Here is a 23,068-nt window from a genome sequence, read left to right on the forward strand (position 1 = left end):
GGTGGTTCTCCGGCTGGATCAGAAATCGGTGAGGCCGAGCACATCGGTCATGGAATAGAGGCCGGGCTTGCGCCCGCGCGCCCAGCGGGCGGCAGCGAGCGCGCCGCGGGCAAAGATGCCGCGGTCTTCGGCGCGGTGCGCCAGTTCGATCCGCTCCCCCGCGCCGGCGAAGATCACGTTGTGGTCGCCCACCACCGTGCCGCCGCGCAGCGTGGCGAAGCCGATATCGCCCGGTCGGCGCGGGCCAGTGTGGCCGTGGCGGCTGAACACGCCGTTCGCCTCAAGGGTGACGCCGCGCCCCTGCGCGGCGGCCTCGCCGAGCAGCAACGCAGTGCCGGAGGGGGCGTCGATCTTGCGGTTATGGTGCATCTCGACGATCTCGATGTCGAAATCCTCGTCCAGCGTGCGCGCCACCCGGCGCACAAGCGCGGAGAGCAGGTTGACGCCGAGGCTCATATTGCCCGAGCGCACGATCGGAGCATGGCGCGCTGCGGCGGCGATCCTCGCCTCTTCATCAGCGGAAAAGCCGGTCGTGCCGATGATATGGGCGATGCGCGCCTGTGCGGCGAAGGCGGCATAGGCGAGGCTGGCGGCGGGAATGGTGAAGTCGATCACCCCATCGGCTGCGGCGAACAGCGGCAGCGGATCGTCCGACACTTTGAGGCCGAGCGCCGGCAGGCCGGCCAGTTCGCCGGCATCCTGGCCGAGATGCGGGCTGCCGGGCTGGTCTACCGCTCCCGCCAGCGCGAGGTCGGGCGCCTCGCTGATGGCGCGCAGCAGCACCCGGCCCATGCGGCCCGAGGCTCCGACGACGACGAGCCGCATCTGCGTCATGGGACGGCGCTCCTTGTTGCACTGCGGGGATATAGCGACGTTCACCCGCCGCGAAAAGTGCGCTATTTTCCTACATTCTTCGCGCCAGCCTGCCCATATGCTTGACGCTTGGCCGCCATCCCTGTACAGGTCGCGCAACTTTACGAAGGAGCAGCGCCGCAATGCGCAAGATTATTACCCTTATCGTAGGACGGCGCGTCGCCGCGGGGTGGGCCTAACGGCCGCTCCGCCCAACGGTGACGCGCGACGGGCCCCTTGACGGGGCCTTTTGATTTTCTGGGCCTCCGTGAGGCCATTCCGAAACGACGCAAGACACGACGAGCGTGGAAGGAAAAAGACCATGATGCGCGAGATGACCGGCGCCGAAATGGTGATGCAGGCCCTGATCGACCAGGGCGTCGAGCACATGTTCGGCTATCCCGGCGGCGCGGTGCTGCCGATCTATGACGCCATGTTCCACCAGAACCAGGTGAAGCACATTCTCGTGCGGCACGAGCAGGGGGCGGTGCACATGGCGGAGGGCTATGCCCGCTCCTCCGGCAAGGTTGGCGTGGTGCTTGTCACCTCCGGCCCCGGCGCCACCAATGCGGTGACCGGGCTCACCGACGCGCTGCTCGATTCCATTCCGCTCGTCTGCATCACCGGCCAGGTTCCGACCCATCTCATCGGCTCGGACGCCTTCCAGGAATGCGACACGGTCGGCATCACTCGGCCCTGCACCAAGCACAATTACCTCGTTCGCGATGTGAACGACCTCGCCCGCGTCATGCACGAAGCGTTCTATGTCGCGCAGAACGGGCGTCCCGGGCCGGTCGTCGTCGACATCCCGAAGGACGTGCAGTTCGCCAAAGGCATGTATGTCGGGCCGGAGAACATCCAGCACCGCACCTATCAGCCGCGGCTGAAGGGCGACCCGGAGAAGATCAAGACCGCGGTGGAGATGCTGGCCAAGGCCAAGCGTCCGATCCTCTATACCGGCGGCGGCGTGATCAATTCCGGCCCCGAGGCGAGCCGCCTGCTGCGGGAATTCGCGCGGCTGTCGGGCTATCCCGTCACCTCGACGCTGATGGGGCTGGGCGCCTTCCCGGCTTCCGACAAGCAGTGGCTGGGCATGCTGGGCATGCACGGCACCTATGAAGCCAACATGGCGATGCATGATTGCGACGTCATGGTCTGCATCGGCGCGCGCTTCGACGACCGCATCACCGGCCGTGTCGACGCCTTCTCGCCGGGCTCGAAGAAGATCCATATCGACATCGACCCGTCCTCGATCAACAAGAACATCAAGGTCGACCTGCCGATCATCGGCGACGTGAAGCATGTGCTGGAAGACATGCTGACCATGTGGCGGGCGATGAAGGCCGAGCCGGACCGCAAGGCCATCGCCGGCTGGTGGGGGCAGATCGACAAGTGGCGCGCCCGCAAGTCGCTGGGCTTCCAGCCCTCCGACCGCATCATCAAGCCGCAGCAGGCGATCAAGGCGCTGTACGACCAGGTGAAGGACAAGGATGTCTACATCACCACCGAGGTCGGCCAGCACCAGATGTGGGCGGCGCAGCATTTCCATTTCGAGGAACCCAACCGCTGGATGACCTCCGGCGGCCTCGGCACCATGGGCTATGGCCTGCCGGCGGCGATCGGCGCGCAGGTGGCGCATCCCGAAAGCCTCGTCATCGACATTGCCGGCGAAGCCTCGATCCAGATGTGCCTGCAGGAAATGTCCACCGCGCTGCAGTTCAACCTGCCGGTGAAGATCTTCGTGCTGAACAACGAATATATGGGCATGGTGCGCCAGTGGCAGGACCTGCTGCATGGCGGGCGCTACTCGCACTCCTATTCGGAATCGCTGCCGGACTTCGTCAAGCTGGCGGAAGCCTATGGCGGCGTCGGCATTCGCTGCTCCAACCCGGCCGATCTCGACGGGGCGATCCACGAGATGATCTCCGTCAACCGGCCGGTGCTGTTCGACTGCCTGGTCGACAAGATGGAGAACTGCCTGCCGATGATCCCCTCGGGCAAGCCGCATAACGAGATGATCCTCCCCGATCATCCCGAGGCGCTGGACGAGGCGATCGACGAGGAAGGCAAGATGCTGGTGTGAGGCGGGTTTTCGTCGCCTTCGCTTCCTTCCCTCATCCCCGGGTTCGACCCGGGGATCCAGTGGCCGGGTGAAGCCGGAGTCTGGGTGGCCGGGTCAAGCCCGGCCATGAGGAATGATGGATGTTCCGCTTTTTCAGCAGTCCCCTTTTTCAGAGTGCCCCATGCCTGCCGTTCAAGAACCCGCCGAGCGCCATACCCTGTCCATGCTGGTCGATAACGAGCCGGGCGTTCTCGCCCGCATTGTCGGCCTGTTTTCCGGGCGCGGCTACAATATCGACAGCCTCACCGTTTCCGAGGTCAGCCACGCCTCGCATCTCTCGCGCATCACCGTGGTGACCACGGGTGCGCCGCCGATCATCGAGCAGATCAAGAGCCAGCTCGACCGGCTGGTGCCGGTGCATCGTGTGGTCGACCTGACCGTGGTCGGCAAGTCGGTGGAGCGCGAACTGGCGCTGATCAAGGTGCGCGGCAAGGGCGAGGTGCGCCAGGAAGCGCTGCTGATCGCCGACTCATTCCGCGCCCGCACCGTCGACACGACGCTGGAGAGCTTCGTGTTCGAAATCACCGGCAAGCCGGAGAAGATCGACCAGTTCGTCTCGCTGCTGGAGCCGCTGGGTCTGGTCGAGGTCTCGCGCACCGGCGTCGCCGCCATTGGCCGCGGCGCCGAGGGCATGTGATCCCGAGCAACTGGTGCGGCGGCTTTGTCTGCCGCGCCGCCGCGTCAGCCGGCGAAGCCGCCTGAGGTGAGGAAGGCGTGCTCTTCCTCTGTCATGGCGCGGCCGAGCACCGGATTGCGGTGCGGGAAGCGGCCGAAATCGCGGATGATGTCGTGATGGATGACGGCGTGGTGCACGCCCTCCTCATCACCGGCGGCCTCGCACAGCGCCACGCAGCGCTGCTGATCCGCCAGCTCCTCCGAATGCATGAACGGCACATAGAAGAAGCGGCGCTCCGGTAGCGCGAAGGCGCGATCGAAGCCGCGGGCGATGGCGGCATCGGCGATCGCGCGCGCCTGTGCGTCGGTGGCGAAGGCGCGCGGCGAGCCGCGGAACAGGTTGCGGGGAAACTGGTCGAGCAGCAGGATCAGCGCGTAGCAGCCCTCCGGCGTCGCCTGCCAGCCGTCAAGCTCGCCGCGCGCCGCGGCGTCATGGGCGCCAAGGAATTGCGTGCGGATGGCCGCGTCGAAGGCGTCGTCCTTGGCGAACCAGCGCTCCGGCCCGGCTTCGCGCCAGAAGGCGAGGATGGCGTCGGCCGTCGGAATGTCGGTGTTCGGCAGGGTCATGGCGGGGGCTCCGTTTTCTGTCGACAGTCCCGGATAGGACGGCGCGAGGGCGAAAGTCGAGCCCAAAGCCTGTGCTGCGCTGCACACGAACTCTTGGCCTGTCCGGCCAAGGCATGTGAAGATGGCGTCTCGCGGGGTGCGTCGCGGCGCCTTGCGCCGCCGCCATGCGAAGCGGCAGAGGCGGACATTTTGAGCGAGCGTGCAGGCACGGTGCCGGCGGCGGCAACAGGCAAGCCCCTGTGGCTGATGGCGGCGCCGTTCATTTTCCTGCTGCTGTGGTCGGGCGGCTTCGCCGTCGGCAAGATCGGCATCCTGTCCACCGGCCCCTTCACTTTGCTGGCGATGCGTTATGGGCTGGTGCTGGTGGTGCTGCTGCCGCTGTTGGCCTGGTTCCGCCCGGCGCTGCCCCGCACGCGGCGGGAATGGCTGAATCTGTTCATCGTCGGCTTCCTGATCCAGGTGCTGTATTTCGACCTGAGCTATTTCGCCTTCCGCTATGGCATCTCGGCCGGGGCGCTGGCGCTGATCGTCTCCATGCAGCCGATCGTGGTCGGCCTCGCCGCGCCGGTCTTCGCCGGCGAGCGGGTCGGCCTGCTGCGCTGGGGCGGGCTGCTGCTCGGCCTCGCCGGGGCCGGGCTGGTGATCGTCTCGCGCGCCGCCATTGAGGTCACCTCGCCCGGCGTCATCCTGCTGGCGGTCGGGGCGCTGCTCGCCATGTCGACGGCCTCGCTCTATGAGAAGCGCCACGGCATCGCTCAGCACCCGCTGGTCACCAATTGCGTGCAATATGCCGTCGGCTTCGCCTTCACGCTGCCGCTGGCGCTCCTGCTCGATGACGGCCATGTCGACTGGTCGGTGCCCTTCGTTGGCGCGCTGGCCTATCTCGTGATCGGCAATTCGCTGATCGCCATATCGCTCTATCTCGCCATGATCCGCGCCGGCGAGGTGGCGAAGGTGTCGGCGCTGTTCTTCCTCGTGCCGCCCTGCTCGGCGCTGATCGCGTTCCTTCTGCTCGGCGAAGAGATGCCGCCGCTCGCCTGGGCCGGCATGGCGCTGGCTGCCTCCGGCGTCGCGCTGGCCTCGGCGCAGCCCCTGACATGGCGGGCCCGCCTCGCCGCGCTTCGCCGCCGCTGAGGGCGAGAAATCGCACCGCCCCCTTGCGAAGCCGCAGGGGCTGCGATACGAGAACCGTAACGTACGGTACGGACTTTTCGGCGCATGGCTTCGCCCCACGAGACGCAGGACGACGCGCTGACGGAGCGCCAGCAGGCGGTGCTCGACGCCGTGCTGGCGCTGATGGTGGAGCAGGGCGGCGAACTGACCATGAATGCGGTGGCGCGCCGTGCCTCCTGCTCGAAGGAAAGCCTGTACAAATGGTTCGGCGACCGTGAGGGGCTGCTCACTGCCACGGTGCGCTGGCAGGCGTCCAAGGTCCGCGCCGGCAATTATGACCGCACGAAGCTTGACGCGCTGGCGCTGCGCGACAGCCTCATCCGCTTCGCCGCCAACTGGCTCGGAGTGATTTCCAGCCCGACCTCGATCGCGCTCAACCGCGTCGCCATCGCCCAGGCGGCGGGCGGCCCGCGCCGGCAGGCGGAGGGCGCCAGCCTCGGCGCCATCATGCTTGCCAATGGCCGCTTTGCCATTGGCGCCCGGCTGAAGCCGGTGCTCGATGCCGGCCGCGAGGCGGGGCTGATCGCCTTTGACGACACCGAGACCGCCTTCCGCAGCTTCATCGGGCTGGTGGGGCGCGACGTGCAGATCCGCCTGCTGCTCGGCGACACGCTGAACCTCCCACCGGCGGAGATCGAGCGCGACGCCGCCCGCGCCACCGACCAGTTTCTCACCCTCTACGGCACCGGTCTCCCGCTGCCGAACCAGACCAACGCATGACATAAGGAGACACCCATGCGCGTTTATTACGATCGCGACGCCGATGTGAATCTCATCAAGGGCAAGAAGGTCGGCATCATCGGCTATGGCTCGCAGGGCCGCGCCCATGCGCTGAACCTCAAGGAGTCCGGCGTCAAGGAGATCGCCATCGGCCTCAAGCCGGGTTCGGCGACCGCCAAGAAGGTCGAGGCCGACGGGCTCAAGGTGATGAGCGTCGCCGAAGTGGCCAAGTGGGCCGACCTGATGATGATGGCGACCCCGGACGAGCTGCAGGCCGACATCTACCGCGACGAGATCGCCCCCAACATCCGCGACGGCGCCGCCATCGCCTTCGCCCATGGCCTCAACGTGCATTTCGGCCTGATCGAGCCGAAGGCCAGCGTCGACGTGCTGATGGTCGCCCCCAAGGGCCCCGGCCACACCGTGCGCGGCGAATACCTCAAGGGCGGCGGCGTGCCCTGCCTCGTGGCCGTGCATCAGGATGCCTCGGGCAACGCACTCGACCTCGGCCTCAGCTACGCCTGCGGCGTCGGCGGCGGCCGCTCGGGCATCATCGAGACCACCTTCAAGGAAGAGTGCGAGACCGACCTGTTCGGTGAGCAGGTGGTGCTGTGCGGCGGCCTTGTGGAACTGATCCGCGCCGGCTTCGAGACGCTGGTGGAAGCCGGCTACGCCCCGGAAATGGCCTATTTCGAGTGCCTGCACGAAGTGAAGCTGATCGTCGACCTCATCTATGAGGGCGGCATCGCCAACATGAACTACTCGATCTCCAACACCGCCGAATGGGGCGAATATGTCTCCGGCCCGCGCATCATCACCGCCGAGACCAAGGCCGAGATGAAGCGCGTGCTCACCGACATCCAGACCGGCAAATTCACCTCCGACTGGATGCAGGAATACAAGGCCGGCGCGTCGCGCTTCAAGGGCATCCGCCGACTGAACGACAGCCACCAGATCGAGCAGGTCGGCGAGAAGCTGCGCGGCATGATGCCGTGGATCGGCGCCAACAAGCTGGTCGACAAGGCGAAGAACTGATCGCCCGCCCCCTGTCCGTTAGAGGCATACGTCATCCCCGGCCTCGCGCCGGGGATTTCGCTTCGTCGGCCCATTTATGTGTGTTGGCGCATTCGTCCCGGTGACTGCTGTCACCGGCTGATGAGCGAATGCGAGCGCTATGATGCCGTTCGTTTATACGGTGGTGAGCGCTGTCATGGGCGAGACGGACGATTTCGAGTGGGACGACGACAAGGATGCGGCGAACCGTGCAAAGCGCGGTTTGCCGCTTCTGTTCGCAGCGTTGATGTTCGATGGCCGCGAGAAGACGGAAGACCTCTCCGACAAATCGCCGGAGGATGAGGCGCGCTTCGAAACCGTGGCCCCGGCGGCCGGGCGCGTGCTATTCTGCGTCTGGCACTGGCGCAACGGTCGCCGGCGCATCATCTCTCTGAGGGTCGCCAATCGGAGTGAACGGCGTGCCTACCAAGAAGCAATTGGAAGAGGCGGATCGTCTCGCAAGGGAATTTGACTGGTCCCGGTTCGACGCCATGTCGGACGAGGAGATCCGCGCGCATTGGGCGTGGGACAAGGACATGACCTGGCCAACTGAGGCCGAACTCGCCGAATTCGATCTTGTCCTGCCGGCGAAGGCGCGGCGGGAGCGCGCCGAGAGGGCGGAGGCCGAGCGCAAGGCTGCGGGCGACGGCAAGCCGCCGAAGGAAGCCGCCGAATAGGGCGCTGCCGTCAAGCGGTGCTTTTCGCCACGGAGCTTTCTTGCCGGCCTACCAGCCCAGCGCCTTCACCGCCGCCGCGCCCGGGCCGAGGATCACCAGCGCCCACAGCATGGCGGAGGTGATGTTCACCATCTGGAACGCCAGCAGCGGCATGGCGAACATGCCGGCGATCAGCGGCACGAAGGCGCGCAGCGGCCCGGAAAAACGGCCGAAGAACAGCCCCAGCGTGCCATAGCGCAGGAACAGGCGCTCGCCGCGCGCCAGCGCCTCGGGGAAGCGGTTGAGCGGCCAGCGCTGGCGCGCGCTGCCCTTAAGGTGAAAACCGATCCAGAAGGACACGCTGTCGCCGAGCGCGGCGCCGGCCGCTGTTGCGGCCCACACCGGCAACAGCGGCACCCCGCCGGCGGCGATGACCGGCGAGAGGCCGAGCAGCACGAAAGTAGCGGGTATGAACAGCGAGACGACGACCAGCGATTCACAGAAGGCCAGCGCGAAGGCGACAAAGGGCGCGTAATGGGCGTGCGCCTCGACAAAGGCGAGCACCTCGCGCGCATAGGCGTGGAGATCGGCCACGTTCTAGAGCCGGTCGCGCAGCGCGTAATAGCTCAGCCCCGCCACCAGCAGCGGCCAGCGCATCAGCGGCCCGCCGGGGAAGGCTGGTACCGGCAGGCGGGAGAGCAGGTCGAACCGGCCGAGCTGGCCCTTCACCGCCTCGCCCAGCAGCTTGCCGAAATAGGGCGCCAGCATCACCCCCTGGCCGGAATAGCCGGCGGCGGTGAGCACGCGCGGGGAGAGTTTGCGCACATAGGGCAGGCGGGTCATGGTGATGCCGAGCACGCCACCCCAGCCATAGTCGATGTTTACATCCGCCAGTTGCGGGAAGATGCGCAGCATATAGGGCCGGACGAACTCGCCCGGATTCGGCCGCAGGCCGCGCCGATAGCTCTCGCCGCCGCCGAACAGCAGCCGGCCGTCGCCGGAGAGGCGGTAGTAATTGACGACGAAGCGACTGTCGGCCACCGCCGCGCCATTGGAAATGATCTCCCGCGCCCGCTCCCCCAGCGGGGCGGTGGCGGCGATATAGTTGCAAATCGGCATGACATGGGTGTCGACCCGCCGGTCGAGCCCGTCCTGCAGCCCGTCGCCGCATTCCAGTACCCAGTCCGCCTCCACCGAGCCGGCGCTTGTGACGATCCGGACCTTGGCGCCCTCCTCGATGCGTAGCGCGCGCGACTGCTCATAGAGCCGCGCACCGGCGCGGCGGGCGGCCTCGGCGAGGCCGAGCGCGAAGTTGAGCGGGTGCAGATGCCCGCCGCCATGGTCGATCATGCCGCCGTGATAGACATCCGTGCCGACAATGGCGCGCAACTCCTCGCGGCTCAGCGGCGCGGCATCAGGGTAGTCATAGACCTCGTTGAGCTTCTTCGCATAGGCGTGGCTATGGGCGACATAGCCGGGCTTGTGATCGGCGACGACGAGGCCGGGGCGAACATCGCAGTCGATGGCGTGGCGCTGGATGAGCGCGTGCAGCAGCGCCTTGGCGTCCTCCGCCATGCGCCACAGCGCCTTGGCGTCGTCGAGCCCGACCTGCGCTTCGAGAAAATCCTGGTCGCGGCGGTGGCCGCTATGAATCTGCCCGCCATTGCGCCCCGAGGCGCCGGAGCCGACACGGCCGGCTTCCAGCAGCACCACGTCGAGCCCGGCCTCCGCCATGTGCAGCGCGGCCGAGAGGCCGGTATAGCCGCCGCCGATGACGCAGACATCCGCCCGCGTTCCCCCCTGCAGCGGCGGCAGCGGGGAGAAACGGTTGGCCGTGGCGGCGTACCAGCTCTTGGGGTGGTCGATCAGGGGGGCCATGGTACAAACTCTCGCGGGTCAGCGCCGCGCGAACAGGCGCTCGATATCGGCCAGCGCCAGGGTGACGAAGGTCGGCCGGCCATGATTGCACTGCGCGGCGTTCGGCGTCTCCTCCATCTCGCGCAGCAGGGCGTTCATCTCTTCCACCCGCAGACGGCGGCCAGCGCGCACCGAGCCATGGCAGGCCATGGTGGCGGCGATGTGGAGAAGCCGGCGTTCGAGCGGCAGGGCGTCGTCCCATTCCGCCGCGTGTTCGGCGAGTTCGCGCACCAGCGCGGAAATGTCGGCATCGCCCAGCAGGGCCGGCACCTCGCGCACCAGCAGCGCGCCGGGGCCGAAGGGCTCGATGACGAGGCCGAGCTTTTCCAGCGCCTCCGCGCGTTCGCTCAGCCGCGCCGCCTCGGAGGGGTCGAGTTCCACCACCAGGGGCACCAGCAGCATCTGCCGGGCGAGGCCGTCGCGCGCCATCGCCGCCTTGAGCTTCTCATAGACGATGCGCTCATGCGCGGCGTGCTGGTCAATCACCACCACGCCGTCGCGCGTCTGGGCGATGATGTAGGTCTCGTGCAATTGCGCCCGTGCGGCGCCGAGCGGGCGCTCCAGCGCTTCCGGCGCCGCGGGGGCGGCGTTGGCACGGGCGTCGGCTCCGGGCGCGAGGGCGAGACCGAGGCCGCCGCCCGGGGAGTGGACGGGGGCGTCGAAATCGAAGCGAGCAGGCGCCTCATTCAAACCGGGCGCCCGCGTGTCGACCATGCCCTCCGGCGCCGCCCAGGAGCGGGTCCAGTCATAGGTGCCGGGTCGCGGCTCGGGGCGATAATCGGTCGCGAGGTCGGGCCGCGCGAACTGCGCCAGCCGGTCGGCGGCAGTGGAGGCGGTGCGCGGCGCGCCGGCGGTCAGCGCGTCGGTCAGCGTACGCACGATCAATGCCCGGATATTGCCGGCGTCGCGAAAGCGCACCTCGGTTTTGGCGGGGTGGACGTTCACATCCACCTCGCGCGGGTCGAGATCGAGAAACAGCGCCGTCACCGGATGACGGTCGGAGGGCAGAAGGTCGGCATAGGCCGCGCGGATGGCGCCGATCAGCACCTTGTCGCGCACCGGGCGGCCATTGACGAACAGATATTGCGACAGCGAATTGGCCTTGGAATAGGTCGGCAGCCCGGCAAGGCCGGAGAGGCGCGCACCTTCGCGTATTCCCTCGACATCGAGCGCATTGCCGCCGGCCTCTGCCCCCAGCACATCGGCGATGCGCGCCCGCTGCCCGGCGGCGTCGCGGGTGCGGGCGGGCCAGGTGATCGGCGCACGGTCATCGGTGACGAGGGTGAAGCCGACCTCGGGCCGGGCAAGGGCGAGGCGCTTGACCGTGTCCACCGCCGCCGCCGTTTCGGCGCGCTCGGATTTGAGGAATTTCAGCCGCGCCGGCGTGGCGAAGAACAGGTCGCGCACCTCCACCCGCGTGCCGAAGCCGAGCGCGGCCGGGCGCACAGGGGACTTCACCCCGCCCTCGACGCGGATTTCATGGGCGCTGTCGCTGCCCTTCGGCCGGCTGGTGACGGCGAGCCGCGCCACCGCGCCGATGGAGGGCAGGGCCTCGCCGCGAAAGCCCAGCGTGTGGATGGCGAGCAGATCCTCGCTGTCGAGCTTGGAGGTGGCGTGGCGCTCCACCGCGAGGGCGAGTTCCTCGGCGCTCATGCCGATTCCATCGTCGGTGACGCGCATCAACCTGCGCCCGCCGCCGTCGATGATGATCTCGACCCGGGTGGCGCCGGCATCGAGCGCGTTCTCGACAATCTCCTTCAGCGCCGCCGCCGGGCGCTCCACCACCTCGCCGGCCGCGATGCGGTCGACCAGTGTGGAAGGCAGCAGGCGCAGCGGCATGGCAGATCCGGGGAACGATTCGGGGACGATGGCGGCCGGACTATAGCAGGGGCGCGGCGGACGCGCCGTTCTCCCGTTAAGGTTCGAGCCGTCCGTCCGAGCAGCCGTCATCCCGGACGGCCGCAGGCCGATCCGGGATCGCGGGAGGGGCCGGCCGTCGGAATGCGATCCCGGCTCTCCGCTTCGCTCCGGCCGGGATGACGTGGATGGCCGGGTCAAGCCCGGTCATGACGGCGCTTCAGGTGCAGTCTGAATCCCCGGGTCAGGCCCGGGGATGAGGGAAGGAGAGGGGAGCCGGCCTGCGCCTAGCCCGCCGCCGCCAGCCGCTCCGCCTTCTCGCGCTCGATTTCCTGCCGCTTGGTCATGATCGAGGCGACGATCACCACCACGGTGACAATGCCGATGAGAATGGTGCAGGCGGCGTTGATCTCCGGCGTCACGCCGAGGCGCACCTGGGAATAGATGCGCATCGGCAGGGTGGTGGCGCCGGGGCCGGTGGTGAAGCTGGCGATGACGAGATCGTCCAGCGACAGGGTGAAGGCGAGCATCCAGCCGGAAATGACCGCCGGCAGGATGATGGGCAGCGTCACCACGAAGAAGGTCTTGAACGGCGGGCAGCCGAGATCGAGCGCCGCCTCTTCCAGCGAGCGATCGAAGGTGACGAGGCGCGACTGCACCACGACCGAGACGAAGCACAGGGTGAAGGTGATGTGCGCCAATGTGATGGTCCAGAAGCCGCGGTCAATGTCGATGGCGACGAACAGCAGCAGCAGCGACAGGCCGGTGATGACTTCCGGCATCACCAGCGGCGCATAGACCATGCCGGAAAACAATGTGCGGCCGAAGAAGCGGCCGTAGCGCGTCAGCGCGATCGCCGCCAGCGTGCCGAGCACGGTGGCGACGGTGGCGGTGAGGAAGGCGACGCGCAGCGTCACCCAGGCGGCATCGAGCAGTTGCTGGTTCTGGAACAACTGCACATACCAGTGGGTGGAGAAGCCCGCCCACACCGTGACCATGCGCGAGGCATTGAAGGAGTAGATCACCAACAGGATGATCGGGATGTAGAGGAAGGCGAAGCCCAGCGTGATCGAGGTCACGTTGAACCAGGACAGACCCTTGCGCATCAGCGTCCCTCCACTTCGCGGGCCTGGATGTTCTGGTAGAAGACGATCGGGATCACCAGCACCATCAGCAGCAGCACCGCCACCGCCGAGGAGACAGTCCAGGAGCGGTTGACCGAGAATTCGGTCCAAAGAACCTTGCCGATCATCAGCGTGTCCGAGCCGCCGAGCAGGTCGGGGATGACGAACTCGCCCACCGCGGGAATGAAGCAGAGCAGGCAGCCGGCGAACACGCCCGGCAGCGAGAGCGGCCAGGTGATCTTCCAGAACGCGATGAGCGGCGGGCAGCCGAGATCGGCGGCGGCTTCCAGCAGCGTCTCGTCCATCTTCTCCAGCGCCGAATAGAGCGGCAGGATCATGAAGGGCAGATAGGAATAGACGATGCCGATATAGACCGCCGTGTCGGTGGCGAGAATCTGCAGCGGCGAATCGCGGTCCACGATGCCGAGCGCGAACAGAAGCTGGTTCAGCAGGCCTTCGGGCGAAAGAATGCCGATCCACGCATAGACCCGGATGAGGAACGAGGTCCAGAACGGCAGGATCACCAGCATCAGCAGCGTCGGGCGGATGGATTTCGGCGCCCGCGCCATGCCATAGGCGATGGGATAGCCCACCAGCAGCAGCAGCAGGGTGGAGACGCCGGCGATCCACAGGCTGGAGCCATAGGCCTCGATGAACTCATTATCCCAGGAGAGCACATAGCCGTAATTCTCGAAGGAGAGTTCGGAGAAAGCCTCCTTGAACGTCGTCCAGCCCTCGGCGAGGTCGAAGGTCGGGAAATAGGGCGGCTGGGCGATGGCGTCCTGCGACAGGCTGATCTTGAAGACGATCAGGAAGGGGATCAGGAACAGCGCCAGCAGCCAGAGATAGGGAATGGCGAGGACCAGCCATCGCCCGGAGGCCTTGCTTGCCATGGGGGCCTCCTCAGCTCGTCAGGACCACGCCGGCATCGGGCGAGAAATAGACATAGACCTTGTCGTCCCAGGTGATGGGGCGCTCCACCATGCGGGTGAGGTTCGGCTTGGCGGCTTTCACCCGCGTGCCGCCCGGCAGTTCGACATGGTAGATCGAGAGGTCGCCGAGATAGCCGATATCCCAGATTTCGCCGTGCAGGCAGTTGATGGTGGTATCGGCGGGCGGATCGAGCTCGACCCGCATCTTCTCCGGCCGCAGCGCGATGGCGACACTGTCGCCGGGCTTCACCGCGCAGTCCTGGGCGATGCGCAGGCGCTGCTCCGGCGCCACGCCCGGCCGCAGGGTGACCATGCCCCCCTCCACCGTCTCCACTGTGGCGTCGAGAATGTTCACGTCGCCGACGAAGTCGGCGACATAGCGCGAATTGGGATGCTCGTAGATCACCGCCGGCGGCGCCACCTGCACCAGCTTGCCGTGATTCATCACCGCGATGCGGTCGGCCACCGTCATGGCCTCTTCCTGATCGTGGGTGACGATCAGGAAGGTCATGCCGAGCTCCATCTGGATATCCATGAGCTCGAACTGGGTTTCCTCGCGCAGCTTCTTGTCGAGCGCGCCGAGCGGCTCGTCGAGCAGCAGCACCTTGGGCCGCTTGGCGAGCGAGCGGGCGAGCGCCACACGCTGGCGCTGGCCGCCGGAAAGCTGGTGCGGCTTGCGCTTGGCGAATTTCTCCAGCTTCACCAGCTTGAGCATCTCTTCGACCCGGGCGGCGATGGCGCCCTTCTCCATCCGGTCCTGCTTGAGGCCGAAGGCGATGTTGTCCCACACGCTCATATGCGGGAATAGCGCATAAGACTGGAACATCATGTTGGTCTGCCGCTTATAGGGCGGCGTGCCGACGAGGTCCTGCCCGGCGAGGGTGATCTGCCCCTCGGTCGGGTCCTCGAAGCCGGCGAGCATGCGCATCAGCGTGGTCTTGCCACAGCCGGACGGGCCGAGCAGGGCGAAGAACTCGCGCTCATAAATGTCGAGGGAGAGGTTGTCGACGGCGGTGAATTCGCCGAAGCGCTTGGTGACGTTCTTGTAGCTGATCAGCGGGACGGCCTGCGGGTCGTTCCAGGGAGCGAATTTCCGGCGGATGCCGCCAATGGTCTTCTGCGTCTTCTCGGTGACGCCGGTGCTCATGCTGACTGATCCCGTTTCCCCCGCCGGCTATTCGGCCGGTAGACGCTAACCGGGTTCGTGTGACGGCTCAACGTCACACTGCGAACAATTTTACCATGCCTGCAAAGGTGGCGGGGTGACGCTGCCTTGACGGCGGCAAGCGGGCCGTGATTGCCTCAAGCGGCGCAGAAAGCGCAACAGGAAGGCAATCATGGCCAAGAAGAAGCGTTCTGAGAAGGACGCGGTCGACAATCCCCGCGGCGTCACCACCCTTGCCGAGGCAAAGGCGTGGATGGCCGCCCGCGGCATTACCGAAATCGAATGCGCGGTGCCGGACCTCGCTGGCGTCGGACGCGGCAAGATCATGCCGGTCTCGAAGTTCCTCTCCGGCCCGACGATGAACCTGCCGCTGAGCGTGTTCTTCCAGACCATTTCCGGCGACTACCCGCCCTATGACAATCTCGTCGATTCCGTCGTGGTCGACAGCGATCTGGTGATGGAGCCGGATTTCTCCACCCTCGCCATCGTGCCCTGGGCGCAGGACCCGACCGCGCAGGTGATCCATGACGCCTATCACCGCGACGGGCGCCCGGTGGAACTCGCCCCCCGGCAGGTGCTGAAGAACGTGGTGGACCTCTACGCCAAGAAGGGCTGGAAGGCCGTCGTCGCGCCGGAGATCGAGTTCTACCTCGTCGAGCCGAACACCGATGCCGACTACCCGCTCAAGCCGCCGATCGGCCGCTCGGGTCGGCCGGAAATCGGCCGCCAGTCCTATTCGATCCAGGCGGTCAACGAGTTCGACGCCCTGTTCGAGGACATGTACGACTATTCCGAGGCGCAGGGCCTCGAGATCGACACGCTGATCCATGAGGACGGCGCGGCGCAGATGGAAATCAACCTGCTGCACGGCGATCCCATCGTGCTCGCCGACCAGGTCTATCTGTTCAAGCGCACGATCCGCGAGGCGGCGCTGCAGCACAAGATCTACGCCACCTTCATGGCCAAGCCGATCGCCGACGAGCCGGGCTCGGCCATGCACATCCACCAGTCCATCGTGGATGGCGAGACGGGGCGCAACATCTTCTCCGACGCCGATGGAGATCCGACGCCGGAGTTCTTCTCCTTCATCGCCGGCCAGCAGCGCTACCTGCCGGCGGTGATGTCGATCCTCGCGCCTTACGTGAACTCCTACCGCCGGCTGACGCGCGATTCGATGGCGCCGATCAACGTGCAGTGGGGCTATGACAACCGCACGGCCGGCCTGCGCGTGCCGCCCTCCGCGCCGGCGGCGCGGCGGGTGGAGAACCGGGTGCCGTCCTCCGACGCCAACCCCTATCTCGTGATCGCCGCCTCGCTCGCCTGCGGCTATCTCGGCATGGTGGAGGGGCTCCGCCCGACCGAGCCGCTGGAAGCCGACGCCAAGGGCCTCGATTTCGAGCTGCCGCGCGGCCTGCTCGAAGCGGTGGCGGCGCTGCAGCACTCGGAGGAAATCGCCACAGTGCTCGGGCCGTCCTTCGTCAAGACCTATACGGCGGTGAAGCAGACCGAGTTCGACACCTTCATGCGCGTGATCTCGCCCTGGGAGCGGGAATATCTGCTGCTGAACGTTTGAGGCGTTCCGCACGGAGGCTGGCCGTCACCCCCGCCTCCAGAACGGCATCGAGCCGGGATAGACCCTGGCATCCATGTTTGACGCTTATGAATTGCGCATCCCCGGGCCCAGCCCGGGGATGACTCTTTGAGGGCCTACGCCTCGACCTTCTCCTCCGCCAGCATCTCCCGCACGCGCGGGATCACCTTGGTGCCGTAAAGCTCGATGGCGCGCATCATGCGGGCGTGAGAGAGCGGGCCGGCGCTGTATTTCAGATCGAAGCGCGACAGGCCGAGTGCCTTCGCCGTTTTGGCGATCTTGCGCGCCACCGTTTCCGGCGAACCGAGATAGAGCGAGCCATGGCTGATCTCATGCTCGAAGGCGTCACGGCCATAGGGCGGCCAGCCGCGCTCGGCGCCGATGCGGTCATGCATCCGCTTGTAGTCGGCATAGAATTCCTCGCGCGCCTGCGCGTCGGTGTCGGCGATGTAGCCATGCGAATGCACGCCGATCGGCTGCACCGTGCCGCCGAGCTGGCCGATGGCCTTGTGGTAGAGGTCGACATAGGGCGCGAAGCGGGCCGGATTGCCGCCGATGATGGCCAGCATCAGCGGCAATCCGTAGCGCGCCGCCCGCACCACCGATTCCGGCGAGCCGCCAACCCCGATCCAGGTCTTCAACGTGCCGGTTTCCACCAGGGGATAGACGTGCTGATCCTTTAGCGGCGGGCGCAGCCTGCCCTGCCAGGTGACGCCTTGCGTGGTGGAATTGTCGCGCAGCAGCGCCGCGAACAGATCGAGCTTCTCGCTGAACAGCGCCTCATAGTCCTTGAGGTCGAAGCCGAACAGCGGGAAGGATTCGGTGAAGGAGCCGCGCCCGAGAATAACCTCGGCGCGGCCGTTCGACAGCGCATCCACCGTGGCGAAGCGCTGGAACACGCGGATCGGGTCGTCGGAGGACAGCACGGTGACGGCGGACCCAAGCCGGATGCGCTTTGTCCGCGTGGCCATGCCGGCGAGCACGACTTCCGGCGCCGACACGGCGAAATCGTCGCGGTGATGTTCGCCGACGCCGATGAAGTCGATGCCGACCTCATCCGCCAGCACCGCTTCCTCCACCAGATCGCGAATCACCTGGGCGTGCGAGAGCGGGCGCCCATCGACGCCGGAGGTCACGTCGCCAAATGTGTCGAGGCCGAGTTCGAGAAGCTGTGCCATGGGAGCGGTCCCCTTCCTGGCCGGCACTGCGCCGGCGGCCCCCATATGGACCGGCCGCGTCGGGCGCGCATCCCCGGCGGTGCAAGGACAGCATTTCGCTTCTGCAAGCCGGAGCCGCAAGGAGCGGGCGCCCGCGCCCCAAAAGAGAAGCCCGCTGGGCGAACCAGCGGGCTTCAAGTCGGCGACACGAGGGGGTCGATGTCGCCGGTGACCGGATCGGCCAGGCATGGCCGCAAGAGGTCGGCGGTCCTGCTCAGCCGCAGGAGACGGGAGTGTCGTTACGCGGCGTGACAGGCGCAGGGCCCGTGCCCCGCGTGCCGCGCGCGGCCCTGCCGGCGGCGTCCTGCCGCGCGGCCTCGCGCAGCACCTCGCGCATGGTCGAACGGCGGGCGGCGCGGCGTTCCACCGAACGGACCACGAGCAGGGCGGTGGGATCGTGCCAGAGCGGGCCGGACGAGGCGTCGAGCAGGTCGCCGCGGGTGAGGCCGATATCGCGCAGCATGCGATCGTCAAACGCGCCGAGCTGGGCGATATGGCGCCGGCGGGCAACCGCCCGGATGAACTGGATGGAACCCATGAAGACGGCGACCAGCAGCCCGCTCGCCGCGGTACCGAACGAGGAGAACGGGGTTCTCCGGACTTCGCCAACAAACGACATCGTATCCTCCATGTGCCGGCCGCGCAGCGACGGTGCTGGGTTTCTGATCGCGGCAAGGCCCTGGGGCCACCCGAAATCGACACCGTCCGTTCGCGGCGGGATCGTTATGAAGGAGCGCGATCAATCACACTAGCGAATGTTTATGATCGCTGATATCATTGGGATTGATGATAGGCCGACGTGAGGGCGTCAATGAGCGTGTTACTCGACATTGATCAATTAAGAACATTCATTGCGATTGCCGAAACCGGCAGTTTCACAAAAGCGGCCGAGGTGGTTCACAAAACCCAGTCGGCCGTGTCGATGCAGATGAAGCGGCTGGAGGAGCGGGTCGGCCGGCCGATCTTCGCCCGCGACGGGCGCGCCTCGCGCCTTACCGACGAGGGCGACCGGCTGCTCGATTATGCCCGCCGCATCGTCAAGCTGAACATTGAGGCCATGGCCAGCCTCGCCTCGGCGGAACTGTCGGGCCGGGTGCGGCTCGGCGTGCCGGACGATTATGCCGACCGCTATCTCCCGGAAATCATGGCGCGGTTTTCCGCCACCCATCCCAATGTCGAACTGACCGTGGTGTGCGATCCCTCGACCGATCTGGTCGACCGCATCGACACTGGCGATCTCGACCTCGCCATCATCACCGATTGCGAGACGATGAACCGCGAGACGGAGATTATCCGCCGCGAGCAACTGCTCTGGGTCGGCTCCATGCGCCATTCCGTGCATCTGGAAGACCCGGTGCCGCTGGCGCTGGGGCGGCAGACCTGCAACTGGCGGCAGGAGGCGATCTCCATGCTGCAGGCGGTCGACCGGCCGTTCCGCATCCTCTACACCTCGTCCAATTCCACCGCCGTGTCGGCGGCGGTGCTGGCGGGGCTCGCCATTTCGGTGCTGCCGGAATCGGGCCTGCGCCCGGGCATGCGGGTGCTGGGGCCATCGGACGGGTTCCCGGCGCTGGCGCCCTGCCGCATCGGCCTGCTGCGCAACCGGCATGAAGCTTCCCCGCTCGCCGACGCGCTGGCCAATCACATCGTGCAGGGACTGGACAATATCTCCGACGCAGCGATCGCGGCGGAGTGAGCCGCGCCGCCGCTCAATAGGCATCCTCGTCGAATACCGGCTCGACCGAGCGGTTCCACGCGCCCTCATAGCGCTCCAGCAGCAGATCGGCCGGGGTCTTCCCGGCTTTGAGGCTGGCATCGAGCGGAGCGAGGAAGCGACTCTCGTCGCGGCCCTGGCTGTCGCGATAGTCGCGGCGCTGAAGGCCGGCGCGGGCGATGTCCACCACCTCACGCGCCACGTCCAGCAGGGAGCGACCGGCGATTTCCGCCTTGAAGCCCAGCCGGGGCACATCGTCGCGCAGCTTCTGCCGCTCCTCCTCGCTCCAGCCTTTGGCGAGATCCCAGGCGGCGTCGAGGCTCGTCGTGTCGTAATAAAGGCCAGTCCACAGCGCCGGCAGGGCGCACAGATTGCGCCATGGCCCGCCATCGGCGCCGCGCATTTCGAGGTAACGCTTCAGCCGCACTTCCGGGAAAATGGTGGAGAGGTGGTTGGCCCAGTCGGAAACGGTCGCGCTCTCGCCCGGCACCGCCGGGTGGCGGCCGGCGAGCAGATCGCGGAAGGACGAGCCGGCGACATCAATATAGCGGTCGCCGCGCTTGATGAAATACATCGGCACGTCGAGCGCGTAGTCGACATAACGCTCGAAGCCCATGCCGTCCTCGAAGGCGAAGGGCAGCATGCCGGCGCGGTCATTGTCGGTGTCGCGCCAGATTTCCGAGCGGTAGGACAGGAAGCCGTTCGGCTTGCCCTCCGTGAAGGGCGAATTGGCGAAGAGGGCGGTGGCCACCGGCTGCAAGGCGAGGCCGACGCGCAGCTTCTTCACCATGTCGGCTTCGGAGGCGAAGTCGAGATTCACCTGCACGGTGCAGGTGCGGTACATCATGTCGAGCCCGCGCGTGCCGACCTTCGGCATATAGGCGGACATGATCTTGTAGCGGCCCTTGGGCATAACAGGCGTTTCCGCCAGCGTCCATTTCGGGCTCATGCCGAGGCCGAGAAAGCCGAAGCCGAGCGGCGTCGCCACTTCGCGCACCTGGTCGAGATGGCCGTTCACCTCGGCGCAGGTCTCGTGGATGGTGATGAGCGGCGCGCCTGACAGTTCGAACTGCCCGCCCGGCTCCAGCGAGATCGCCCCGCCCCCCACCGTGTCGGCGAGGCCGATAAGGGTCTCGCCTTCCATGATCGGCTCCCAGCAGTTCAGCGCCTGCATGCCTTCCAGCAGGGCGCGGATGCCGTTCGCGCCTTCATAGGGCACCGGCTCGTGGCCCTTCAGGGTGAAGGGGAATTTCTCATGCTCGGTACCGATGCGGAATTTCGTCGGCGCCTTGCAGCCCGCCTCGAACCACGCGACGAGTTCGTCCCGGCTGGCGATGGGCTGCGTGTCGATCTGGTCTCGCGCCATGGGAAACTCCGGGCGGCATGCGTGGGCGCGCGACCATACACACGCCAAGCTCCGGCGCAAATCGCTGTAACTACCGACGGAAGTTGGAAATTGCGGCGCCGCAAGCACCCTCCGGCAGGCCGCGCCGGAGGCCCGCCGCTTCCGGGTCTATTGAGCCGAGGCGTGGGTGAGCCAGGTGTTCACCGCCTTCAGCCCTTCCGCCCGATTGCCGGTGCGGTGCGCCGCTTCCTGATAGACCGCGATCTGGATGTCGGCGCTGGTGCCGCCGCGGACGATGGTGCGCAGATGCTCCAGCTCCGCCCGCCCGCCCAGCGCCTCGGCGTCATCGGTGAGCTGGTCGATCAGTTCTTCCACCGCCTGCGCCACCGGCACCGCCTCGCGGGCGCGGCGGTCGACGAAGCTGCCATGCACGCCATAGCGCTGCGCACGCCATTTATTCTCCGCCGCAATGGCGCGCTCGACCGGGTCGATGCCGGCATTGAGCCGTGGATTGCGCACGAGATGGCGCACCAGCGCGCGGTAAAGCGCGGCGATGGCGACCGAATCCTCCACCCGTGTGCAACTGTCGGGAGCGCGAAGTTCCAGCGTCGGGTGCTTTTCCGAGGGGCGGATGGTCCACCAGACATAGCTCGAATCGCGGATCGCCCGCGCCGCCACCAGCGCGTCGATATAGTCCTGGTAGTCCTTCGCGCTTTCGAACAGCTCCGGCAGGCCGGTGCGCGGCAGTTCATCATAGGCGGCGAGGCGGTAGCCCATCAGCCCGGTGCGCTTGGATTCCCAGAAAGGCGAGGAGGTCGACAGCGCCACGAAAACCGGGAGATAGGGCAGGATGCGGCGCATCACGTCGATGCGCTGGTCGGCATCGGGCAGTTCCACATGCACATGCATGCCGCACAGCATGTTGCGCTCGCCGAGCATCTGCAGATCGTGCATCAGCCCGTCATAGCGCTGGGTCGGCCCGCGCTTGCCGCCCTGCCAACTGGCGGTGGGGTGGGTGCCGGCGGCGATGAAGGCAAGGTCGAAGCCGGCGCTGACCTCGGCGAGGCTGCGGCGCAGCCCGTGCAGTTCCTGCCGCACCTCGGCAGCGCTGCGGTGCGGACGGGTCATCACCTCGATCTGCGCGTGCAGCACTTCGCCCGACGCGGCCGGCCCCAGCGCGGCCCGCAACTTCGGCATGAAGGCGGGTGGAACGCGCCGAAGCGGGTTCTTGGTCTCGCCCTCGACGACGAAATACTCTTCCTCGATGCCGATGCGGTATTCTTCCGTAGCGGCCTTGGAATTGGCGACAGACATGGCGACCTTCCCGCATTCGCGTCACGGACGGGCGCCGTTATCGCTTAGCCGGCAGCGAATCGACATGGCGCCACGCCGCCGCGAGGCATGATGGAGAAGTAAGACCGCAGTGTGACCTTTAGAATATCAACAGATATCAGATTTATATTCTAATAAGTCGATGAAGTGTGAGCGCAATAGTCGGCTTATGCCTGAGTTGCCTGGCGGGCGGCTTCCACCAGGGCGAGAGCCGCCACCGCCGCCGTGTCCGCGCGCAGGATGCGCGGGCCGAGTGAGAGCACGAGGGCGCCGGGATGGGCGAGGAGCAGGCGCCGCTCCTCCTCGGCAAAGCCGCCTTCGGGGCCGATCAGCACCGCGAGCGGGCCGGCCACCGCCGCCCGCAGCGGCGCCAGCGGATCGGCCTGCGGCGCGGCCTCGTCGCAGAACACCAGCCGGCGGGCGGGCGCCAGCCCGGCCAGCCAGCGCGGCAGGGCGACGGGTTCGAGCACGTCCGGCAGGGAGAGGATGCCGCACTGCTCGGCGGCCTCGATGACATTGGCGCGCATGCGCTCGGTGTTCACGCGCGTCGCCTGCGTGCGCCGGGTCATCACCGGCACCAGCCGGCCCGCCCCCATCTCCACCGCCTTCTGCACCATATAGTCGAGCCGTGCATGCTTGAGCGGGGCGAAGACGTAATCGAGATCGGGCGGGGCCGACTGGCGCCGTAGCTGCGCCTCGCAGCGCAGCAGCACCTCGCGCCGCCCGCCCGCCTCGCGCACCGCGCGCCACTCGCCATCGCGGCCGTTGAACAGGTGCAGGTGTCCGCCCACCTCCAGCCGGATGACATCGGCGACATAATGCGCCCGGTCGCGGTCGAGGCGAAGCTGCGCGCCCTCGGCCAGCGGCTCTTCGACAAACAGCCGCTGGGCGCGGAAATCATAGGGCTCGGCGGTGGAATCGGCGGGGGTGCGGGTCATGAAATGTTTTTTATCCGGAATTTGCAGGCAAAATCGCGCACGCCGCGATGTTGCCCAAACTTTCGTGCCTCTGTATCACGCTTGGTCAATGACACGGCACCGATCGACCTCCTGATGA

22 protein-coding genes are annotated in these 23,068 nt (G+C 66.9%); 9 read left to right on the plus strand and 13 right to left on the minus strand.

Annotated features, from left to right (window positions below; translation table 11 throughout):
• Positions 1-18: 18 nt before the first annotated feature.
• Entirely contained in the window at positions 19-834 is an 816-nt protein-coding gene (dapB, locus tag AAC979_RS00565) for a 4-hydroxy-tetrahydrodipicolinate reductase (RefSeq protein ID WP_371344851.1), read from the minus strand.
• Between the two features lie 340 nt (positions 835-1,174).
• On the opposite strand from dapB, the gene AAC979_RS00570 reads away from it, so the two are divergent.
• The gene (locus AAC979_RS00570; protein WP_371344852.1) at positions 1,175-2,935 is read left to right on the plus strand and encodes an acetolactate synthase 3 large subunit; all 1,761 of its coding nucleotides are present in this window, start codon (positions 1,175-1,177) and stop codon (positions 2,933-2,935) included.
• 160 nt (positions 2,936-3,095) lie between these two features.
• Positions 3,096-3,611 (plus strand): acetolactate synthase small subunit, encoded by a 516-nt coding sequence (ilvN, locus tag AAC979_RS00575; protein WP_371344853.1) that lies wholly within the window; start codon positions 3,096-3,098, stop codon positions 3,609-3,611.
• A 44-nt stretch (positions 3,612-3,655) separates the two neighbouring features.
• Here ilvN and AAC979_RS00580 read toward each other — a convergent pair whose 3' ends face one another.
• A complete protein-coding gene (locus AAC979_RS00580) occupies positions 3,656-4,216 on the minus strand; it encodes a DUF924 family protein (RefSeq protein WP_371344854.1) in 561 nt (186 codons plus the stop codon).
• A 189-nt stretch (positions 4,217-4,405) separates the two neighbouring features.
• On the opposite strand from AAC979_RS00580, the gene AAC979_RS00585 reads away from it, so the two are divergent.
• The 5 genes from AAC979_RS00585 to AAC979_RS00605 all read left to right on the plus strand — a co-directional run bounded on the left by AAC979_RS00585 (position 4,406) and on the right by AAC979_RS00605 (position 7,839).
• Entirely contained in the window at positions 4,406-5,350 is a 945-nt protein-coding gene (locus AAC979_RS00585) for a DMT family transporter (RefSeq protein ID WP_371344855.1), read from the plus strand.
• An 84-nt stretch (positions 5,351-5,434) separates the two neighbouring features.
• The gene (locus AAC979_RS00590) at positions 5,435-6,109 is read left to right on the plus strand and encodes a TetR/AcrR family transcriptional regulator C-terminal domain-containing protein (protein WP_371344856.1); all 675 of its coding nucleotides are present in this window, start codon (positions 5,435-5,437) and stop codon (positions 6,107-6,109) included.
• A 15-nt stretch (positions 6,110-6,124) separates the two neighbouring features.
• Positions 6,125-7,144, plus strand: coding sequence for a ketol-acid reductoisomerase (gene ilvC / locus AAC979_RS00595; protein ID WP_371344857.1), 1,020 nt, complete (start codon positions 6,125-6,127; stop codon positions 7,142-7,144).
• A gap of 139 nt (positions 7,145-7,283) precedes the next feature.
• The gene (locus AAC979_RS00600) at positions 7,284-7,634 is read left to right on the plus strand and encodes a BrnT family toxin (protein ID WP_371344859.1); all 351 of its coding nucleotides are present in this window, start codon (positions 7,284-7,286) and stop codon (positions 7,632-7,634) included.
• 19 nt (positions 7,635-7,653) lie between these two features.
• Complete coding sequence (locus AAC979_RS00605) at positions 7,654-7,839, plus strand: hypothetical protein (protein ID WP_371344860.1); 186 nt, start codon at positions 7,654-7,656, stop codon at positions 7,837-7,839.
• 48 nt (positions 7,840-7,887) lie between these two features.
• Here AAC979_RS00605 and AAC979_RS00610 read toward each other — a convergent pair whose 3' ends face one another.
• From AAC979_RS00610 to AAC979_RS00635, 6 genes are all read right to left on the minus strand, one after another.
• Positions 7,888-8,412, minus strand: coding sequence for a DedA family protein (locus AAC979_RS00610; RefSeq protein ID WP_371344861.1), 525 nt, complete (start codon positions 8,410-8,412; stop codon positions 7,888-7,890).
• Positions 8,413-8,415: 3 nt separating this feature from the next.
• Positions 8,416-9,696 (minus strand): NAD(P)/FAD-dependent oxidoreductase, encoded by a 1,281-nt coding sequence (locus AAC979_RS00615; protein WP_371344862.1) that lies wholly within the window; start codon positions 9,694-9,696, stop codon positions 8,416-8,418.
• Between the two features lie 18 nt (positions 9,697-9,714).
• The gene (gene mutL / locus AAC979_RS00620; RefSeq protein ID WP_371344863.1) at positions 9,715-11,574 is read right to left on the minus strand and encodes a DNA mismatch repair endonuclease MutL; all 1,860 of its coding nucleotides are present in this window, start codon (positions 11,572-11,574) and stop codon (positions 9,715-9,717) included.
• A gap of 305 nt (positions 11,575-11,879) precedes the next feature.
• A complete protein-coding gene (locus AAC979_RS00625) occupies positions 11,880-12,698 on the minus strand; it encodes an ABC transporter permease (RefSeq protein ID WP_371344864.1) in 819 nt (272 codons plus the stop codon).
• On the minus strand, positions 12,698-13,609 hold the full coding sequence (locus tag AAC979_RS00630) for an ABC transporter permease subunit (protein WP_371344865.1): 912 nt from the start codon (positions 13,607-13,609) through the stop codon (positions 12,698-12,700). The genes AAC979_RS00625 and AAC979_RS00630 overlap by 1 nt, the downstream gene beginning before the upstream one ends.
• Positions 13,610-13,619: 10 nt before the next feature.
• Positions 13,620-14,795 (minus strand): ABC transporter ATP-binding protein, encoded by a 1,176-nt coding sequence (locus AAC979_RS00635; protein ID WP_371344867.1) that lies wholly within the window; start codon positions 14,793-14,795, stop codon positions 13,620-13,622.
• A gap of 190 nt (positions 14,796-14,985) precedes the next feature.
• On the opposite strand from AAC979_RS00635, the gene AAC979_RS00640 reads away from it, so the two are divergent.
• Entirely contained in the window at positions 14,986-16,386 is a 1,401-nt protein-coding gene (locus AAC979_RS00640; RefSeq protein WP_371344869.1) for a glutamine synthetase family protein, read from the plus strand.
• A gap of 134 nt (positions 16,387-16,520) precedes the next feature.
• On the opposite strand, the gene AAC979_RS00645 is transcribed toward AAC979_RS00640, so the two are convergent.
• Positions 16,521-17,582, minus strand: coding sequence for an LLM class flavin-dependent oxidoreductase (locus tag AAC979_RS00645; protein ID WP_371344871.1), 1,062 nt, complete (start codon positions 17,580-17,582; stop codon positions 16,521-16,523).
• A gap of 253 nt (positions 17,583-17,835) precedes the next feature.
• Positions 17,836-18,240, minus strand: a complete 405-nt coding sequence (locus AAC979_RS00650; RefSeq protein WP_371344872.1) for a DUF1127 domain-containing protein — start codon at positions 18,238-18,240, stop codon at positions 17,836-17,838.
• A 192-nt stretch (positions 18,241-18,432) separates the two neighbouring features.
• On the opposite strand from AAC979_RS00650, the gene AAC979_RS00655 reads away from it, so the two are divergent.
• Positions 18,433-19,317: a LysR substrate-binding domain-containing protein gene (locus AAC979_RS00655; RefSeq protein WP_371344873.1), complete on the plus strand. Its 885-nt coding sequence runs from the start codon at positions 18,433-18,435 to the stop codon at positions 19,315-19,317.
• A 13-nt stretch (positions 19,318-19,330) separates the two neighbouring features.
• Here the strand turns inward: AAC979_RS00655 and AAC979_RS00660 are convergent, their stop codons facing one another.
• The 3 genes from AAC979_RS00660 to AAC979_RS00670 all read right to left on the minus strand — a co-directional run bounded on the left by AAC979_RS00660 (position 19,331) and on the right by AAC979_RS00670 (position 22,950).
• Positions 19,331-20,701, minus strand: a complete 1,371-nt coding sequence (locus tag AAC979_RS00660) for a glutamate--cysteine ligase (RefSeq protein ID WP_371344874.1) — start codon at positions 20,699-20,701, stop codon at positions 19,331-19,333.
• Between the two features lie 147 nt (positions 20,702-20,848).
• Positions 20,849-21,994 (minus strand): carboxylate-amine ligase, encoded by a 1,146-nt coding sequence (locus AAC979_RS00665; protein ID WP_371344876.1) that lies wholly within the window; start codon positions 21,992-21,994, stop codon positions 20,849-20,851.
• A 185-nt stretch (positions 21,995-22,179) separates the two neighbouring features.
• Positions 22,180-22,950, minus strand: a complete 771-nt coding sequence (locus AAC979_RS00670) for a 16S rRNA (uracil(1498)-N(3))-methyltransferase (RefSeq protein ID WP_371344877.1) — start codon at positions 22,948-22,950, stop codon at positions 22,180-22,182.
• Positions 22,951-23,068 lie beyond the last annotated feature (118 nt).

It is taken from the genome of Ancylobacter sp. IITR112 (assembly GCF_041415945.1).
GTDB lineage: Bacteria > Pseudomonadota > Alphaproteobacteria > Rhizobiales > Xanthobacteraceae > Ancylobacter.